Genomic DNA, 19,029 nt, shown 5'->3' with positions numbered 1-19,029 from the left:
ATGTTTTTCAATCCAGTATTATCAGTATACATTGATTTGCGGTACAAAGATAGCCGATTGCACCAAGGGAAAATGATACAATTTTATCCCTTTACTGTATTAAAAAGCAGAATATGAAAAAACACATCATCTGACTTTAACCGGGACACGCTTCTTCGAGGCAATTCCCCGTTCCACTTTCCGACGTTCCAGTTTCACCGGTTCGTTTGTAAAATCGGGAACATTGTACGAGTAAACCAGGCGGTCGTAATACTCCCACGGATTTTCCTGAGGAAGCAGGAAAGGCTTGCCCACCACCCCATTCTCATCCAAACCGGCCAGATACAAACGGGTATAAAGCCCATCTCCCCTGCGGCTACTGAACACAAACCATCGGGAGTTACTGCTCCAGTTATGGAAACTTTCCGTATCATCGCTGTTCACCTCATTTATAGGGCGCATACCGCCATCATGCAAATCGAGCAACCACAAATCGGCTTCCTTGTGCCAGATTGAGAAGTTACCATAATCGGACAATGTAAACATGATATACCTGCCGTCGTACGAGGGTCTCGGGAAGGAGATGCTTTTCTTCATAGCTGCCGCATTGACCAGCGTATCTATCTTTTCGCCGAATGTTCCCTCTTCCGGATTGAAATCCATACTGCACAAACTGTAACGTATTTCCTTATACTCCGCCGGTATCGGCCTGGCTTCTGCAGCACAGAAGTACAGTTTGCGCCCGTCCGGTGAGAATACGGGAAAAGTCTCGAAGACCTCCTTCTTCTGAAGCAAGGGAGAGAGCAACAATTCATGTGTTTCGGGATGGTAAACCAACACATCCGATTCCAGGTCGAGCACCTCCACACGCTCATCCTTCACCGCATGGAAAGACTGGCGCGTATTGTTGACAGAATAGGCAATATATTTGCCGTTTGGATGCCAATAAGGGTACACCCCCGCAGAGAGAGTGGAATCCGTTTTCGTATCCAGCATTTCGCGTTTCCCGTCTATCTGCATCAAGGTCCCTCCGTTCTTTCCACGGATATGCAGGCTCAGATAGTCCGGGTCGGTTTTGTTGAAAGCATGACAATTCAGGCACATGCCCGGCACCATGGTATTCTCCAGCAAGGGACGCTCCTCGAATGAAGAAAGGTCACGCTCATAAATGCCCATCTTGCTATAAACTTCATATCCGGGGGCCAGCTTGCGGTATACCACCCCATAGTCTATCGGATACGGACTGACATACATGGGAAAAGAGCGGTACTGTTTCCACTCGCCGTCTTTCCGGACACACACCGTAAACAAAAGGCTGTCTCCCTTGTTTTCTTCCAAAAGTTTCCGCCATTCCTTTTGCGGGAATGATACTATTTTATCATTAACATGCATTTCTCCGGACTTTCCTCCGGTCACAGTCACATCCACGCGTTCATACGCTCCACCGATACAGTTGAAATTCATGGGAGCAATGGTTGCAGGAATGGTCACACCGATATAGTCGGGATAGATATCCGGCCATTCATCCACCTTCTCCGGAGAAGTCACCGGATTGCTACAAGCGGCAAACCACCATGCAGCCATAATGCAAACAGCTATATTCTTCATCTTTTTCATCTTACTTTCTTAGTAGCAAATAATTCCAGTATGTACTGCCGAAACGCGCCGGCAACACCTGTCGGGCATTCTGCTGCGAGGTATATATCCGCGCAAATTCCGTTACCTCCCGCACCACTTGGGGCGAAATACTCCACGGCATACCCTGGAAGTTCTTGTGCGTCTGTGTCCATACATATACCAACGCCTCCTGATAGCTGCGGGGAATATGGTCGTAACCGGCATGCTTGCCCAGCGGATAATACTTCATGAAACGTTCCAAATCACGCTGTTGCAAGACGTATGCCAGCATATACTCGAATGCCATCCGGTTCCGGTGGTCATGTTGATACAGTAACCCCAGCATGATGTCCATCTCCCGGTCGCTGAACAAAAAATCCTCCGTATAACGTATCTGCCTCAGCCAGCCCCATTCTTTATGGGCATTTATTTTTTCTTCATCATACAGATAAGTCATAGCCTCCTCCGCCCAATCCTTATAGAAAAGGGTCTTTCTCAGTGCCCGCAGGTATTTGGCGGCCACCTCATATTGCCCGTTAATCAAATTGGTTTCGGCCAGCCGTTTGAAGCAGCGACTGCTTTTATTGAAGTTGGGAATCGACTCCATCGCTTCGAAAGTGAAGCGTTGTGCCGTATTTATCATTCCCAGATGATAATATGCCTCGCTGGTGGGCAACGGCGAAGTAAAGTCACGCCGGAATTCCGGTAGCAGCCCTTCCGTCCCGTTCTGATAAAACTCGAACATGCGGTCGCCCATCTGTCCGGTCTTTCCCAAAGCAAGATTCAGGCAAGTCACGCTGAAGGGTGACGTGGGTGACTTCTTTTCCGCTTTTCCTATAATCTCCTGCCATTGCTTATTACGTACCAACCGGTCATACTCCATCACCTCCTCTTTATCCATATCGCAACCGGCCGCCACGTAGTAATAGCCGAACAATGTTACCGCCACCACTTGCAGAACTCCATAAAACACCGGCTTCTTCTTCAAAACGGGCAAAGCTGCCAGCAGGAAGGGAAGGACAACCAGCAATACGGCAAGCCCTATCTCTATCCAAGGAATCACTGCCGGGAAACGGTAATATCCTATACCGCCCATCAGACGGTAAATGGGGAATTGCACCCACATGCTTGCCAATAGCGGACAGCCGATACCCCACAATCCTACACCCCAGAACACTCCGACACCACCCCAGAAATTCTTACCTTTAAGATTCAACCGGAACTCACGTACAATCACCCAGCCCATAAAGATGAAGTGTGCCGCACCCGCCGTCCAGTAAAGCAGCGGAAAGACAATCAGAATGTACGCGACACGCTGCCACTTCCCCTTCAAATCCGCATACCAGCAGGATGCTGACAATACCAGCAGTAGAGCCACCGCCAATGACAGCATCGCATTTTCATCACCCATGAAATGCCACAAGACAATGATGGGCAGAAAACTCAGCGGATAATACACATCAGCCGCACCCTGCTCCTTCGCCAGTTTCCAAACCAACCGTTGCAACAACACGTACAAAAAAGCCAGGATACAGGCACCTGCCCACACGTGATAATAAAACTGTGTCAGATATTCGGCTACATAATCAGCCAGTCCGCCCGGAACAGCCATCCGTTCCCAAAAGTAATCAGCATCGAACAAGAAAAGCTGAAACTGTTCCTGATAGGAGAGATGGGCCGGATATACGTTTCCCCAAAAGAGAAGCACCACTATACCGAAAAGTATCGACACCCCTATCTTCCAAGTCTTTTTCAGAAATATATACATAGAATCATTTACTATTTTACAATTTACCATTTGTCACATTGAATATTTTGTCATTTGAATTCCTCTGCCTTCAGTTGCCGGTTTATCCGCTTGATGGAAGAAGCATCAAAAGGAACGGGAGTGGCCGACAAATCGGGGATATTGTAGGATTTCAATGTCAGATCGTCTTTTTCCGGGTCCGACTGGGGTAGCACAAAAGGCTTGTGCGCCTTCCCCTCGGCATCCAGATAGGCAAAATAAACCCGCCCGTACTGCCCGTCGCCCCGCTTGCTGGCAAAGGCAAACCAACGGCTGCCTGACGACCAACTGTGATAAGTGTCCGAACGGTTGGAGTTGACCATTGGCAGGGAGTCTACAGCACCCGTCCGCAAATCCATCAGCTGCAACTCCGTCTCCCGGTGCCAAATGGGGAATGTTCCATAATCGGCAACGGTATAGAGCAGGTAGCGTCCGTCCGGTGAGGCTTTCGGATGACACACGGATCCTTTCTCCAGCCGGGCATTCCAAAGGGTATCCACGCGGTCGCCCCAGGTGCCGTGATCGGCATCGAACGCAATGCGGCAAAGCGAATAGCGTAATTGCTGTACGCTGTCCGGCAATGGCACAGTCGGAGCTGAGCAGTAATATATCCATTTCCCATCGGCAGAGAATGTGGGAAAAGTTTCCAATACGGTGGAATCCGCCGTAAGCGGAGATAGAATCATCCGGTTTCCGTCAAAATCGGCGACAGCCAAATCGGAGACAGTATCGTAAACTTCCAGACGGCGGTTACTTTCCGTATAGAACATGGGAATAATCACATTAGACGAGAACACACCATACCGCCCGTCAGGATGGAAATCCCCGTAGACAGCAGCAGATACCATCTGTTCATTCTTCAAGGCAAGCTTACGGAGCTTGCCGTCACGGTTCAGGACAGTCCCCCCTCCCTCACCACGAAGATGGAACATCGAAAGGTTGCCACTATTTCCTCCGTGCACATGACAGTTCATGCACTTGCCCTCTGTCCGGCTGTTATCCGCCAAAATGCGCTCCTCGAAATTCTCGATGCAACGTTCACGTATCTGCAAAGCATTCCATACCTCATAGCCGGGCTCTATCAGGCGGTAACTGACATAAGCGTCAAGCTTGTCCGCCACCACCTGCCACGTAAAGGAAGGATAGCGCAGCCAGCGGCCGTCGGTACGGGCAGTAACAGTTACTTCCAAAGTATGTTCCTTCTCCGCTTCAAGCAATGCACGCCAAGCTTTCAAGGGGAATATCGCCTTGTTCCCGCGCGCGTTTATCTGCAAGCTGTCCGATGCTCCCTTTACACTCACGCACACCGCATCCACCCCTTCATTCCGCACAAGGAAATTCAGAGGAGCCACATTGTAGGGAATAGTTACATCCTGATATTCCGGATAGAGCACCAGTAGCCGGTCTGCAGGCTGTACAGACTCCGGACGGGGATTACAACCATATAGGCAGCAGCACAGTAACAGCCCCACAACAACTTGTATATATTTCATATCTATGTTCATCATAAATCACTTCCCCTTTTTCATCGTAGCATAGTGGAAATAAAACCAATATGTTTTTCCGTATTTGGCTTGCAAAGGGGCACCATTACCACCATTCGCCTCGTACAGTCGGGTATAATCGCCAAATTCATCCAATACTTGAGGCGGTATATTCCATTTTTCCACTTCATCCAACGAAGCCTTTTTCCCGGCAAGATAGATAAGTAAACCTTCGGCATACAATCTGGAAGGAAACTTCTTTGCAGCAAACTCCCGATAATCTCCGGCGAAAGCCCCAATATCCTTATTCAGCAAATCAAAGCAGAGAAGGTAATCGCATACCAACGTATTATCAGGATTGTTACGCAACAGATGACGAAGTGAAAGCGGAATGTCGGCAGAAGAACGCAAAGTATCCGTTGCAGGCAACAACAACCGCTTCCGTTCCAGCCATTGGCAGACTTCGGCCGTCTGTTTTCCGGGAATACGTCGTTCTGCCCAATCACGGTAACACATTGTCTTTTGCAGGAGACGAAGATATTTCATGGCCGCCGCCTCATCACCGTTCACCAGGTTGATTTCCGCCAAACGCTTGACAGCTCTTGCTCCGGTGTGATGCGGAGAAAAAATCATTCCCAGCATGGCGGCATGTTCAGCCATCGTCATATCTCCCAACGCAAACCAGACTTCATTGGCTGCATAAATAGTGAGGTAGGTAGAATGGGGAGCCACGGGCAGAAACAGCCCTTGCGAAGCCGGTTGATAACCATCCATCAGCCGGTCGGGAAGCCGGTTCTGCTGCGCATTCAGCAAATTATAATAATAGGCAGTGAACGGAGAGCGGTATTCACCCTCCGCCAACAGTTGCCGTACTTTTTCCGAACGGCCGAAATACATTTCCGAATCCAAGGCCAAAAGATATTCCCGCCCTAAATCGGGCATATTGTACCATCGTGACGACCAATCGCCACAGCCAAACAGCCAATAGCCGGACAATACCGCCAATATGCTTACCGGTAAGCCCGACTTCCACGAACGTCGCATGCAGCTACGACACAACAACAAAACACCTCCGATACCGGTTAAAGCGATTGTGCCGGAAAGCGGATAACTCAATCCGCATTGCCTTCCTGCCTCCCAAGCCACCGCCAACACCGTAGGAACCCACGCCCAACGTCCCATGTACGGAACCAACAAACGAAACACCACCACTCCCCAAAGCAACAGCACGACAGCCATTATGGCCGGACCACCCCCTTCGTAATAAAAGAATTGAGTGAGGAAATCTCCCGACAGACGTGCCAGAGCCGCCGGATGCCGCAGATACCCTGCCAATGGTTCGGTGGCAAGCAAAAAGAGCTGCGTCTGCTCCCGATGGAACAGATGATAGGGCAATATCCGGAAGAAAAAAAGGAACAACGCCAAAGCACCGATTCCTGCCGCTCCCCATTCAATGTATTTCCTTCTGCAAGCTTTCATCCAACAGTTTTTGTTGTTCTTCCGTCAAGGAGCCACGCAGCATCTTCCGCATGAATATTCCCAACGTATTGTTTCCCTGCTCTTTCAAAAACAGAAAGTTTGTTTCCTGCTCCTGCATCCTCAGACTGTCACGTATCCGTATCAGATGCAGTGAATCTTTTCCGGTGGCATTCCGCAGTCCCGTCCGGATGAAATGGTAAGCCTCTTGCTTCTTTTCCCTCCCCTCTTTCCATTTCTGAAGGGCATCATTTTGCGGAGTGCCCGTTACCGAGCCGACAGAGTCGGCCTTCACATGTATGGTTCCCGGCTCCGTCACCACCAGCAGTTCCTGGATGTAGATACGCAGCAGATGGCGCAGACGCAACACCCTCATCTCCTCCCCTTGTCCGGAAAAAGAAAAAGAGGCATTGGTTATCTTTACAGAATCCACCCGCCCCGGCGCATTCTCCATCGGCACGAGGTATATCCATTCCCCGTCGTATTTCAACGACGGCAACGTTCCTTCAATCACATAATTCTGTCCGGAATTTTCGCAACTTGCCCAAAGAAGGCAACTGATACAGAAAAACAAGATACGTGTTTTCATCCTTATACAGATTAGAGTTTCCTTACCGCCATACACTCCATTTCCACCAGCCACCCCGGACGACAGACAGGAGCCAGCGTAATCACTCTCGGCGTATCGGGAAAGCGTTCGTCAAACATTTCCTTTACTACGGTATAGTCCGCCATATCACGCAGATAGACAATGATATGCCCCACATCTCCAAAGCCGCAGTCAGCCTCTTTCAGCAGAGCTTCCACATTCTCCCACATCCGTTCTGTCTGACGACGTACATCTCCGGCATACAGCACTTCCCCCCGGTTATTGATACTCGCCGTACCGGAAATGAGTACTTGCCGGCGGTCGTCGTAATCCACCGCCGTTCCCCGTTCGAAACTGACTCCATACTCATAAGTGGGGTTCAGGTGTGTGCGGGCATAGAGATATTTGATTTGTCCGGGCTTTAATCCCGCTACGGCAAAAGCGTCAAGCATCACCAGTGCCTTGGGGTCGGCATGACGCCCGCCGATGCCGGTACTGGCAATGTAGTGCGTATGCTCCGTCAGGTTCTGGGTGACGAACATCTCATTACGTGCCTTGACTACACCGGCATAATTGCAATCCACATTCTGCACAAATATCCAGGTACGCAGGCAATTGTCGGCCAAGGTACACCCCTCTTCCATCAGTTGCATGGCATAGTCGTTGAGCAAAAGACGCATCTGGTATTCCGAATTGGCGGCACGGTTGAAACTGCCTCCCATCCAGAGCTGGCGGTAAGCACCGTGTTTCACTTCATACAGTCCGTTGGGCAGCACTCGTGTCTGCACATCGGTCTGCAGATAGGCCCACAAAGCAATCTTGGTACCATCCAGCGGAGGCTGTTCCACCACAGACAGCGCGCAATCGGAGCTTTCCGCCGTAGCGGCAAGCAACAGTTCCGCCTGGTTGGCGGCATCACTCAGGAAGTATCTTTTAAAAACCGCCACGGCTCCAGACAGTTCGTTTTTCAGTAAAGCGGCATACGCATCCAGCACGGCATTCATCTGCTCGCGATAGGTCTGTTTCGGGTCGGTGGCATGTATCATCACATGGTATTCCGTCACTCCGCCGGTTACAACAAATGCAGCCACTTCCGCCCTGCCCGAAGGATAAGAGTATGATGTGTATTTCATATCATTAACAAGAGATTGTTTCAATCGCAAAGATAAGTTTTTTATCTGACAAGGAGTAGTGAAAATCGCAACTTTCGCTTGTTTTGTTCTTATAAAGAAGTTACTTTTGTAGAAATCTATAAAATATACAGTCATTATGAGCGAAAATATTTATCCCATCGGCATCTACAACCTGAATTAATAGGAATCTATGTCAATCCGTAATGAGATTATAAACCGGCTTTCTCTTCCTTCACCCCTTCACCTTTCGCATTATTTCCCTATCGTTCAACCCTTTCCGGTGAAACTTCTTTTTTCTTTCTCACCACCTCGTACACATTGCCGTACTTCGTATGCCGGCGTTTCAGTCCCGCCCGCAGCAGCACCGAACCGAACTGCATGGGATTGCTGCCACGCATCAGGGCGGGATGCGTTTTTTGCAACTCGTCAAAGATGTCGGCGGCAGTCAGGTCGAGGCTCTTCTCTGCCGAAAGCGGGGCACGGAACAAGCTGCGAACCGCCTCCTCGGCAAGGCTGACACGATAGAAAGCCTCGTTGTGCCGTTGCAATTCCTCCTCCTCCGACTTGGTGAACCAGCTGCGCCGCCCGGCAATGAGTTCCGCTTTCAGTTGGGCAAAAATCTGGTCGTGCTCTATGCCCATGCAGTCAATGTTGTGCTTCACCTCTATGCAGAGGAAGCGCCGGCTCCCGGTAGGGTCGGTCAGCAGGTCGAACCGGTTGCTGGTTCCGATGAACGAGGCGATACGGGGCAGTTGCCTGAAGTTCTGCTGATAGGCCTTGCGGATGTTGAGCACCGACATCTGCATCAAATTTTTCAGTAAGGGCATTTTGTTGTCGGCATACTTGTCGAACTCGTCCATATTGAGCAGCCCCATTTCCGCCAGCATCCTTTCGGCTTGTCCCTGCGAGGTCAGTTTCAGGTTGTCGGTGTAGTAGCGTGCCAGCACATCGGGCATCAAGGCACGGCAGAAGCTGGATTTCCGTCGTCCCTGCTCGCGGCTGACGAGAACGGGAGCCACGCTGTTGGCATGCAGTCCAGACACGCCCATCCATTGCGAGGCAAGTCCCAGCATCCAGGTATGGAATCCCCGCACCCAGTGAGGCCGAGAAGAGACGCGGCAGGCAAGCGCAGTCAGCCGGTCCTTGCCGTCCCAATCGGGCAGTTCGTCCATGTAGAGCAGGAAGGGATGGTAGGCAGGGATGTAAGTGGAATAGACATATCGGTTCAAGTCCTTGTCCCAGCAAGGAATACCTTCGGCATGGGCTTCGATGCAGAAAGTGTTCAACTCGCGCTTGCCCACGGGGGTGAAGGCGGCAGAGCGTTGTCCGGCGGGGCGGAACTCGGTTTCATCCGTCAGCAGATTATAGCGAAAGTCGTAGCGCGAAGTGAAGAACTCCTCGATGTCACCGCTCAGTGCAGTCACGGTGCTTGCGGCTTTCGCGCTCCGGCGGCACTTTTCTTCCCGCTCCTCCCGGTTTCGGTCGGTCGTTTCTTTTTGTACGTGTTTCAGCCTTTCGGAAAAGGCTATCAGTTGTCCCGCTTCCTTCAAGAGTCGGTGTTGCTGTAAAGTCATCAGTTTTTTCTTCATAAGTATTTTTATTAAAATGATTGTTTGAAGGTTCCGGGGAAGGGCATCATCCTTTCTTTCCTCTCGCCTCTTCGCCAAAATTACTGCCTGCCGAGGGCGTTTTGCAAGTCATTCTCCGATTATTCTTCAAAAATCATTCCTGCTGACAAACATACCTATTTATGCTGCGGAACCCTTTATTTTCAGTATATTTGCACGGTTCCTTACAAGTGAACGACCCGGGTCGTTCAATCGGCTGACCTAGGTCGTTCAATCGAACGGCCCGGGTCGTTCGTTCTGCCGACCGGAGTCGTTCACTTGCAGGAAGACACTTCCGAGGGAAGAAACAAATACGTTGAACGCACTAAAACCTATTGATATGGCAATACTATATGACTGGTACGAGAATCCCGGCACCAACGAGGAAACCCCGGAAGAGAGAGGCCTCCATCCCCGCCCGTTGCTCAACGGGAAAGTAACCATGCGGCAGCTCTACAACCGCGTGCATGCCCGCAGCTCGCTCACGGTGGGCGACGTGATGAACGCGATAGACTGCCTGACGCAAATCTGCGGCGAAGAACTGCGCGACGGGCACGAGGTGCACATCGAAGGGCTGGGCTACTTCGCCCCCACCCTGGAAGCCACACAGAAAGTGACCCGCAGCACCCCGAACAAGCACCTGAAACTCCGGCTGAAAAGCATCAGCTTCCGTCCCGACGTCAGGCTGAAACAAGCGATGACGGGAGTCAGTGCCATCCGCAGTAAATACACTCGCCACTCCCTGAAGCTTTCGGAAGTGGAGATAGACATGAAGCTGAAAGAATACTTTGCCGACCACGACATGCTGATTCGCAGTGACTTCCAAGAGCTGTGCGGCATGGCACGCACCACCGCAAACGTCCACCTGAAACGGTTGCAGCAAGAGGGCAAGCTGAAGAATGTGGGGAAACCCACGCAACCCATCTACCGGGCCATGCCGGGATACTACGGTGTGTCGCGCGATGCAAAGACGGGGCGGTGAGGACGGAAAGCGGTTTCACCGGGAAAGCCGATAAACAGGAGGATGGGAGAAGGAGGTGAAGGAAGTGCAAGGATAAAAAGGGACATTTTGCACCCTAACATCAGAGGGAATGCAAAGAGGAATATGAATTGCATCCAGAAACACAATAGCGAATGACAGCAAAAAGGCGAATCCCACGACCCGCCTTTTCTTGAGTATCCCCAATTATCAAGAAGGGGCATTTGCTGAATATTCTGAAAAAGAAGTCTTTCTATTTTCCTCCTCCATCAATTGTGATGATACGTCCTTCGGAATCATATTCCAATTCACAGACTTTCAGACTGCGAAGCCAAGTCTTACCATTGCTGGGAGCACTATCGTGATGGAACAGATACCATTTCCCCTTATACTCCACAATAGAATGATGCGTAGTCCATCCCACTACCGGAGTAAGAATAACCCCTTGATAGATGAAAGGGCCATAAGGATTATCGCCTATGGCATAGCACAAGCGGTGAGTATCACCGGTAGAGTAAGAAAAGTAATAGCGTCCATTGTACTTATGTATCCAACTTGCCTCGAAGAAACGACGCATATTGTCACCGGCCGGCAACGGTTTACCATCCTCGCCCAATACAATCACCTCCCGAGGCACTTCGGCAAACTCCAGCATATCTTCACTCAGTTTCACCACACGCGAAGGAAGCGCCGGTTCATCATCAGCTGGGAAGACGGCACACTCCAATGCCTTGTTGTCGCGGTAGCGCTGCAACTGGCCACCCCACAGTCCGCCGAAATACATATAATAATTGCCATTTCCATCATCAAGCACAGCAGGGTCGATGCTATAGCTACCCTTGATAGGTGCCGGTTGAGGAACAAACGGTCCCTCGGGGCAATCGCCCACTGCTACTCCTATACGAAAAATATCATTCCTATCCTTCAAAGGAAAATACATGTAATACTTTCCGTCCTTTTCCACCACATCGCAATCCCACAGCTGTCGACCTGCCCAAGGAATATCCTCCACTTTAAGCACTACACCATGGTCTTTTATTTCCCCCTGCATCACGTCAGTAGTAGAAAACACATGATAATCCTTCATATTGAAATGGTCACCGTTATCATTCTCAACAATCCCACTTTCCCAATCATGAGAAGGATAAATATAAAGCCGATCATTAAAGACATGCACAGCCGGATCTGCCATATAATCGTCCGGTACCAAATATCTCATCGTCTTTCTTACACCCTCTTCAGGGATACACTGAGCGGTGTCTTGCTGCTGCTTCGTGCCGCAACTGCAAACTAAAGGGATAGCAACAATAAAAAACAAATTCCACTTTCTTCGTTTCATAACTGTTTTGATTGAAAACTTCACATATTTATATAAAAAGGCGAATCTCACGACCTGCCTTTCCTGATTTAACCATTAAACAATTGTACTATTCGGTTAATGCATTTACAATTATCCGATGTTACGGGCGACTAATGAAGTCGGGGAGGTAACGACAACTGCTTTGAGTTGAAATATCCTAGAATTTTAAATAATTTCAAATAGGCTTTGTACTAAAAACAATTGAAATGTTACTTCCTACATGTAGAATAGTAAAAGATGCACCTTCTGAAAGATATTTCTTCATCCCATTAATGTCTATATAAATATAATTACCACTAGTACCTATAGCTTTAACAGTATATGTACCTGGCTTAATATAAAAATAATGAGAACCACCTATATAGCCAGTATAATTGTATATGGAATAGTTTTCCCCATCAGAATCTATCAATGTACCACTGCCATTAGCCCCAATCCCATAAACTTCCATTATTGCGTAACCATCTTTTGCAGGAGGTGCATTATCATAACTACCTGGTGCTTGAATAATACTTGGAGTTGGGCCGGTATAAGTAAGGCCAATATACCCAGTGCTGCTAGCAACAGTAAATGTAGAACCGACCTTCAATTGTCCCCAATTAGAATTCATGATACCAGATTCCATTCCAACAACGCTATATGTTCCATAAGCAACAAAGTAACAATTAGGAGCACTTCCTGGCTCATGAGCTTTTAGTACATATTGAATCCCTTTTTCATCACGAATTGTAACACTTCCAGTTACTGGTAATGTTGACTGCATAACACACACAATACGCCCATATCCTACACGAATATCAGGAGTATTACCTTCCGCTATATAAGGACCCAATACATCTGCCCTTATTGGTAATGTATTTAGCAACAACAATACCAACAAAGAGATTGAAAATAAATAAATTCGTTTCATAATCTAAGATTTTAAAGTTGTATGTGAGGTGTAAAGTCGTACACTTTACACCCCATGCTCCATTTTATTGGGCTTCAAAGACCCACCACCAGCCAGTTCCAGACCACTCCGCATTGGTCTCATTTTCGCACCAACCTAACACTAATCTATCTTCGGTTAATGAAACGAGTTGATATTTTGTAATCATAGTCCCTGCAGATATATAGCAATCATTAAATGCCTTACCACACAAAACTCCACAAGTAGAAGTAAATGTACCATACCAACCATTAAAGCAAGCATCTCCTGTAGTAAAATTAATAACACCAGATTTACCATTACTAAACTCTATCTTTTTCCCGATTAAAGAGAACTTCATAGTTGCGTTACCTCCTTCCGTAGCCATTTGTCCTTCAACATCTGTTGGAGATAATTTCCACCATTCCGGACCTTGCTGATCTGCACGCCATCCACCATTTCCTAAACAATCGGTTTCAGCCCATTTCCAAACCTTTTCACCGGAACCAAACAATAAACCATAAGCCGGATCAATGGCATAATGTATTTTATCCACATTTATAGGAAAGTTTTTTTCCACAATAGAACCGTCGGCACACAACCCCTTCAAAGTGATAGTATTTTCACCTGATAAAAGCAGAAACATTTCACCGCTTGCCCCCGCTTTCGTATCAACTCCATTGGTCCATTGACAACTGATAGGACTTTTACACTCAAAAAAGACCTTATTTACATTCTGACCGTCAATCTGTTCTACGGTTACAGTAGCCTGAATTTGGTCTACTGTAATGCTGCCAGTCATTTCTTCTCTGTCCTCGATAGGGTCGCAGGCTGCAAACGACAAAGAAGCTACCAACAGCGAAAATATCATTATCTTTTTCATTGTATTTCAATTTTAATTATTAGAAATTCCATCCACTAAAGTTTGCACTGGCTTCATCCCAACCGGGATTCTGTTCCAACAAACCTGCTGATAAGTCAACTTGAGCTTTCGGAATGGGGAAGAAGCCGTTAGTAGCTTTATAGCGTTCCTTATACTTACCGTCCCTCATTACGGTTTGTACTCCCTTGTTCCAGATAGTCACGCCGTTCTTTTTATCCAGCATTTCTTCTGCAATACCCCAACGACGGATGTCAGCCCAACGACGACCTTCAAAACAAAGTTCGTGGCGGCGTTCGCGCTGCAACAGTTCAAGGCTATAACCCGGAATAGGAGCCAGCCCTGCACGTGCACGCACTTGATTGATGCCGGCAGCATCTTCCTTCAACTCGGATTGCATCAACAGTACATCGGCATAACGTATGGTAATCAAATCCTGGAAATGTGCTCCCTGCATTTCATCACCGTTATTAGCTTTATCAAAAGCATCATAAGCTACCCAGAACAAGGATTTATTCCATGCAGAAACCTTACCGGACTCGATAGGCTTCTTAGCCAAAATCGGTGCCATCTTTTTGCTCCACAAACCACATTCTTCCATTTGCTTGTCGGCGCCGAATACATAATTCGGTAACTCCTCATTCACATTCAAGATGGAAGCACGCATACGCACATCATCCGGTTCGGATGCCTGCCATTCGTCCCAAATAGTAGCTGCAACAGGACCTTGTCCCCAGCCTTGTCCGAAGGGGAATGTGCTTTCACCACCATTATCAGCACGAAGACCAAAATAAAGAATAAACTGGTTGGTGAACCCCATCTGCCCATCAGAATCCCAGCCTGCATAGTTACAGAACTTCACGGCAAATACAGTTTCCTCATTGCCATTTTCGGCCCACCGCAAAGCATTTCCAGCGGCATCGGTGGCATTCTTGGTGTATTCATAGTCACCTACAGTAAACTCATTGGTATAGGGCCACAAATTGCGGTAATCATTGACAAGAGAATGTCCGGAATTGGCCACGCAATCATCAATCCAAGCAACAACTTCAGATTTAGAAATACTTCCCACACCATCTGCCGTAACCAATGGAAGAGAATCTTTACCATAAAAACCTGTATAGAATAAATACACACGCGCCATCAAAGCCTCGGCAGCCCACTTGGTTGCATGTCCGATTTCCACATACTGGTTATACTTCTTGCCGGACATCAACTCAATGGCATTTTTCAAATCGGCAGCAATTTGTGCATAGACTTCATCTACGGGAGTTCTCGGGATGTTGGTTTCTTGAGCCGTAGAAGTAATCAAAGGTACGGCGCCAAACATTTCAACCAGTTCGTTATAAAAATAAGCGCGTAAATAATAGGCTTCACCCAAGTATTGCCCATGAGCTTCCTTATCTGTGAATGCCGACTCCTGCGCAATCAAGCCTTCAATGGCACAATTTGCACGAAAAATTCCATTGTAACGGAACTTCCAGAAAGAGTCAAACTGAACATCGGTAGCCTTCATCAAATGCCCGTCGGCCATTGACTCAAAGTCGTTTTCTCCGCCACCGCCAAAGCGGTCGTCGCATGCAACCTCCGACACATAGAAATAATTGGCAGTAGGAGTAGCCATAGCCTGATTCAGAGTAGCATATACTGCAGTTAGTTGCTTCTCCGCATCTGCCGGTGAAGCCGGGAAGTTACCGGTATTTGATTCAATAAAATTCTCGCTATCAAGAAGATCTTCACAACCGGTCAGGGTGACGGCTGCAAGTGCGATAGCTGCTATGTATATATATTTTTTCATATTGCTATAATGTATTAGAATTTAATATTAGCGCCAACCAATACTGTTCTCGGCTGAGGATAAGAACCCAGGTCAATACCGGTTACCCAAGATTTATCAAAACCATATCCCACTTCCGGATCCAAACCGCTGTAACCGGTAAAGGTATATAAGTTCTGAACCTGCACATAGAGACGAGCCTGCTGCAAAGGCATCTTCGGGAACAGCTTCTTGAAATCATAACCAAATGTTACATTCTGGATTCTCAAGTAGTCGGCATCTTCGATATAGATATCGGAGATTTCTTTGAAATTCACGTTTGAACCGTCAGTCAGACGAGGATAACTATTAGAGGTTCCCTCCCCATGCCAACGTTTAAAAACATCTGTAGTATAGTTGTTGTATCTCGAATCGGCAAAACGACGATAGGATTTCGCGATTTGCTGACCAAATGCGCCATTAGCAGTAACAGAGAGGTCGAACCCTTTGTATGCCAAGTTAATACTAAGTCCAAGACGGTAATCAGGATTAGGGTCACCAATCATAGTTTTATCCGCTTCGTTAATGACACCATCATGATTGCGGTCGGTAAAAATCAAATCTCCCGGCTGGGGAGTACCTTGCAAAAATCCATTACCGGCAGCCTTCCACGCATCTATTTCAGCTTGATTCTGGAACACACCAGAAGATTGATAACCATAGAAATAACCAATAGGATAACCTACTTGCGCACGATACATTTCGTTGGTTCCTTGAGACAAAACATTTGCTTCACCGTGAATAATACCTTCCGAGTTAGCAATACGAGTTACTTCATTCTTGTTATGTGAGAAGTTAATGTTTACACCATAGCGGAAGTCCTTACCAATATTATCATTCCAATTCAAAGCGATTTCAAAACCTTTGTTTTCAACATCACCACCATTGATTACAGGAGCACCTGTACCGGCAGTAGCCACGATAGGAGCTGTAATCAGCCAATCCTTTGTAGTTTTCTTATACCAATCAAATGCAAAGCCTAAACGATTATTCAGAAAACGTGCATCCAAACCAATATTCAACTGTTCTGAAGTTTCCCAACTTACATCCGGATTAGGCAGATTCTTGGCATAACCACCAGTAGCCTTGGAGTCAGTGGTACCTAATGAAGTGGAGCCAAAATTATATACATTATATTTATCGAAGGCTACGGAAGAAACATATTGGAAATTACTAATGGACTGATTACCATTCTGTCCCCAACTGGCACGAATCTTCAGAAAGTCCATCCAGCCTTTAGTAGATTCCATCCAGTTTTCATTACTGATAACCCAACCGGCAGAAACAGAAGGAAAATATCCCCAACGGTTACCACGGGCAAAATTGGAAGAACCGTCGGCGCGGATAATCGCTGTTGCCATATATTTCTCATTATAGTTCCAGTTGACACGACCGAAGAATGAAGCCATTGCCCAGTCACCCCATGGTTCACCCTTAAAAGAAGAAGAGTTCACATTGGCCGTATTAGTAATCCAGGCATGGTCAAACTGCCCATTCAAGGTAGGAAGTTGTGAACCTTCATTAACCGAGTTCTTCACTTCTATTGTTTCACCTACAGCTGTCTTTTCAAAAGACTGTCCGATCAGGGCATCAATAGAGTGTCCACCCAATTTTGGCAACACATAAGAAATAACATTTTCCAGTGAGATGTTATGTCCCAAACTTGCATTTTGCGTAACAGAATAAGAACTGTTGGCAGCTGTGGTACTGGCATTGTATGGAGTCGTAAAAGAACGATAACTACTAGAACTCATGCGATAACTGAATTGACCACGGTATTTTAATCCTTTGATAGGTTGGATTTCCAAATATGCAGTAGCGTTCAGATTATAATTACGGTTCAGATTCTGACCACGATTAGCGACCAAATCAATAACCGGATTACCAATAGACCCTTGCAGATTCCAACCGTCAGCCGTTTTATCTGCCTGATCGTACAAATTGCCTTCCGCATCATACATCGGCAGCAAAGGACATGCACTTAGTGCCAAATAAACATCATTCCAATATTGGTTGCCTTGTCCTACACCATTTTTGGTACTATAGGAAAAATTCAGATTTTCACCTATTTTGATGATATCAAAATCCTTGCCTTTCAATAACACGTGATCTGAATTAATACGCGCTGTATAACGGTCGTAACTTGAAGCAAAAGGTTTGCCAAGAATACCATCTTGATTAGTATATGAGAAGCCCATTGAAAACTTAGACATCTCATTACCACCCGTCAAGTTGATTGCATGGTTCTGCGTAAGGGCATCCTTTTCACGGATAGCATCAAACCAATCAGTCCCTTTCCAACCGTCCTGTACCATACCATATACTCTGGAACCAAGAAGGGACTCCCAATTATTCATTGACTGACCTTCATTAAACAAGATTTCATCCTGCATTGCCATATACTCTCGTGCATTCAACAAATCAGGCATTTTATAAACATTCTGCCAACCTACATAACCATCATAGGAGATTTCAAGTTTCCCCATCCTACCTTGTTTGGTAGTAACCAGAATTACACCATTGGCGGCACGAGAACCATAGATAGCAGCAGAGGCAGCATCTTTCAAGACATCTACACTCTCAATATCAGCTGGGTTCAAAGTATTGATATCACCACCTGCCACACCATCAATTACATAAAGGGGAGCAGAATCACCGATAGTACCCAAACCACGGATATTTACCTTAAAACCTTCACCCGGCTGACCATTGTTGGAAGTAATATTCACACCCGGTGTCTGGCTTTGCAAGGCGCCCAAAGCACTTGTTGTATTCAATTTAGCAATATCTTCGCCTTTCACTTGTACAGTAGCCCCCGTCACCAGTTTCTTCTTCTGTACACCGTAACCCACTACGACTACTTCATCCAACAATTCCGTATCTTCCTTTAGCTGAATCTTGAAACTAGTCTGGTTACCTACCACTATTTCTTGCGGCTGATAACCGATAAAAGACACAACAATCGTTGCTCCCGGCTGAACATTCAATGTGAAATTACCGTCAATGTCGGTAATGACACCATTTGTGGTTCCTTTCTCCAATACATTGGCACCGATGACCGGTCCCATTGCATCTGTTACAGTACCTGTGATTTTTTTTGCTTGCTGCACAGCATCTATTGCATCGACCGATGCGGCGAAAAGTTGCGGAGTATAAGTCAGGCTGACAGCCGAACAGATACCCACGAGCAGCGCGGTTCTTCTGAAATTTAAATTCATACTTGTATTTTTCTTAGATTAATGAATTGGTATTGCCTGGCGGCATCTACCGTTTAATATAAGGTTAAACTTCTCTTTTTGAGGAAAAATTAAATATACCTTATTCTATAAAGTGGTTGGTATACATATCACTCCTTTCTCATAGGCATTTTTCATTTCATTAGCGGTTAAACATTATATGATTATTATCAAATTCTA

At 46.9% G+C, this 19,029-nt stretch carries 13 protein-coding genes; 1 reads left to right on the top strand and 12 read right to left on the bottom strand.

Going from position 1 to position 19,029, the window contains the following annotated elements; all coding sequences use genetic code 11:
• Positions 1 to 126: 126 nt before the first annotated feature.
• From E5355_RS06730 to E5355_RS06700, 7 genes are all read right to left on the bottom strand, one after another.
• Positions 127 to 1,587, bottom strand: coding sequence for a TolB family protein (locus E5355_RS06730; RefSeq protein ID WP_370282110.1), 1,461 nt, complete (start codon positions 1,585 to 1,587; stop codon positions 127 to 129).
• 10 nt (positions 1,588 to 1,597) lie between these two features.
• Positions 1,598 to 3,364, bottom strand: a complete 1,767-nt coding sequence (locus tag E5355_RS06725; protein ID WP_136009692.1) for a DUF6057 family protein — start codon at positions 3,362 to 3,364, stop codon at positions 1,598 to 1,600.
• A gap of 50 nt (positions 3,365 to 3,414) precedes the next feature.
• A complete protein-coding gene (locus E5355_RS06720; RefSeq protein ID WP_136009691.1) occupies positions 3,415 to 4,890 on the bottom strand; it encodes a TolB family protein in 1,476 nt (491 codons plus the stop codon).
• Positions 4,891 to 4,893: 3 nt separating this feature from the next.
• Complete coding sequence (locus tag E5355_RS06715; protein ID WP_136009690.1) at positions 4,894 to 6,345, bottom strand: DUF6057 family protein; 1,452 nt, start codon at positions 6,343 to 6,345, stop codon at positions 4,894 to 4,896.
• Positions 6,317 to 6,931, bottom strand: a complete 615-nt coding sequence (locus E5355_RS06710; RefSeq protein ID WP_136009689.1) for a DUF4369 domain-containing protein — start codon at positions 6,929 to 6,931, stop codon at positions 6,317 to 6,319. The genes E5355_RS06715 and E5355_RS06710 overlap by 29 nt, the downstream gene beginning before the upstream one ends.
• Positions 6,932 to 6,942: 11 nt before the next feature.
• Positions 6,943 to 8,064: a Rid family hydrolase gene (locus E5355_RS06705; RefSeq protein WP_136009688.1), complete on the bottom strand. Its 1,122-nt coding sequence runs from the start codon at positions 8,062 to 8,064 to the stop codon at positions 6,943 to 6,945.
• A gap of 260 nt (positions 8,065 to 8,324) precedes the next feature.
• The gene (locus E5355_RS06700; RefSeq protein ID WP_136009687.1) at positions 8,325 to 9,653 is read right to left on the bottom strand and encodes a VapE domain-containing protein; all 1,329 of its coding nucleotides are present in this window, start codon (positions 9,651 to 9,653) and stop codon (positions 8,325 to 8,327) included.
• 358 nt (positions 9,654 to 10,011) lie between these two features.
• Here E5355_RS06700 and E5355_RS06695 point away from each other — a divergent pair, with 358 nt between their 5' ends.
• Entirely contained in the window at positions 10,012 to 10,653 is a 642-nt protein-coding gene (locus tag E5355_RS06695) for an HU family DNA-binding protein (RefSeq protein ID WP_136009686.1), read from the top strand.
• A 250-nt stretch (positions 10,654 to 10,903) separates the two neighbouring features.
• On the opposite strand, the gene E5355_RS06690 is transcribed toward E5355_RS06695, so the two are convergent.
• From E5355_RS06690 to E5355_RS06670, 5 genes are all read right to left on the bottom strand, one after another.
• Complete coding sequence (locus E5355_RS06690; RefSeq protein WP_136009718.1) at positions 10,904 to 11,869, bottom strand: glycoside hydrolase family 43 protein; 966 nt, start codon at positions 11,867 to 11,869, stop codon at positions 10,904 to 10,906.
• A 316-nt stretch (positions 11,870 to 12,185) separates the two neighbouring features.
• Complete coding sequence (locus E5355_RS06685) at positions 12,186 to 12,920, bottom strand: hypothetical protein (RefSeq protein ID WP_136009685.1); 735 nt, start codon at positions 12,918 to 12,920, stop codon at positions 12,186 to 12,188.
• Positions 12,921 to 12,984: 64 nt separating this feature from the next.
• Positions 12,985 to 13,800, bottom strand: a complete 816-nt coding sequence (locus E5355_RS06680; RefSeq protein ID WP_136009684.1) for a hypothetical protein — start codon at positions 13,798 to 13,800, stop codon at positions 12,985 to 12,987.
• 19 nt (positions 13,801 to 13,819) lie between these two features.
• Complete coding sequence (locus E5355_RS06675) at positions 13,820 to 15,595, bottom strand: RagB/SusD family nutrient uptake outer membrane protein (RefSeq protein ID WP_136009683.1); 1,776 nt, start codon at positions 15,593 to 15,595, stop codon at positions 13,820 to 13,822.
• A gap of 14 nt (positions 15,596 to 15,609) precedes the next feature.
• Positions 15,610 to 18,831 carry a SusC/RagA family TonB-linked outer membrane protein gene (locus tag E5355_RS06670; RefSeq protein WP_136009682.1) on the bottom strand — a complete coding sequence of 1,074 codons (3,222 nt, stop codon included), beginning with the start codon at positions 18,829 to 18,831 and terminating at the stop codon, positions 15,610 to 15,612.
• Between the last annotated feature and the right edge of the window lie 198 nt (positions 18,832 to 19,029).

The sequence above is a fragment of the Bacteroides muris (ex Afrizal et al. 2022) genome, from assembly GCF_004793475.1.
In the GTDB taxonomy this organism is placed as follows: domain Bacteria; phylum Bacteroidota; class Bacteroidia; order Bacteroidales; family Bacteroidaceae; genus Bacteroides; species Bacteroides muris.
This window is presented reverse-complemented; position numbering and strand designations above follow the sequence as displayed.

Excerpts from the sequence above, each read along its gene's own strand:
- E5355_RS06685 (WP_136009685.1), bottom strand. The coding sequence starts at position 12,920 with ATGAAACGAATTTATTTATTTTCAATCTCTTTGTTGGTATTGTTGTTG.
- E5355_RS06710 (WP_136009689.1), bottom strand. The coding sequence starts at position 6,931 with ATGAAAACACGTATCTTGTTTTTCTGTATCAGTTGCCTTCTTTGGGCA.
- E5355_RS06705 (WP_136009688.1), bottom strand. The coding sequence starts at position 8,064 with ATGAAATACACATCATACTCTTATCCTTCGGGCAGGGCGGAAGTGGCT.
- E5355_RS06720 (WP_136009691.1), bottom strand. The coding sequence starts at position 4,890 with ATGATGAACATAGATATGAAATATATACAAGTTGTTGTGGGGCTGTTA.
- E5355_RS06680 (WP_136009684.1), bottom strand. The coding sequence starts at position 13,800 with ATGAAAAAGATAATGATATTTTCGCTGTTGGTAGCTTCTTTGTCGTTT.
- E5355_RS06675 (WP_136009683.1), bottom strand. The coding sequence starts at position 15,595 with ATGAAAAAATATATATACATAGCAGCTATCGCACTTGCAGCCGTCACC.
- E5355_RS06715 (WP_136009690.1), bottom strand. The coding sequence starts at position 6,345 with ATGAAAGCTTGCAGAAGGAAATACATTGAATGGGGAGCGGCAGGAATC.
- E5355_RS06670 (WP_136009682.1), bottom strand. The coding sequence starts at position 18,831 with ATGAATTTAAATTTCAGAAGAACCGCGCTGCTCGTGGGTATCTGTTCG.
- E5355_RS06700 (WP_136009687.1), bottom strand. The coding sequence starts at position 9,653 with ATGAAGAAAAAACTGATGACTTTACAGCAACACCGACTCTTGAAGGAA.
- E5355_RS06725 (WP_136009692.1), bottom strand. The coding sequence starts at position 3,364 with ATGTATATATTTCTGAAAAAGACTTGGAAGATAGGGGTGTCGATACTT.
- E5355_RS06690 (WP_136009718.1), bottom strand. The coding sequence starts at position 11,869 with ATGAGATATTTGGTACCGGACGATTATATGGCAGATCCGGCTGTGCAT.
- E5355_RS06730 (WP_370282110.1), bottom strand. The coding sequence starts at position 1,587 with ATGAAGAATATAGCTGTTTGCATTATGGCTGCATGGTGGTTTGCCGCT.
- E5355_RS06695 (WP_136009686.1), top strand. The coding sequence starts at position 10,012 with ATGGCAATACTATATGACTGGTACGAGAATCCCGGCACCAACGAGGAA.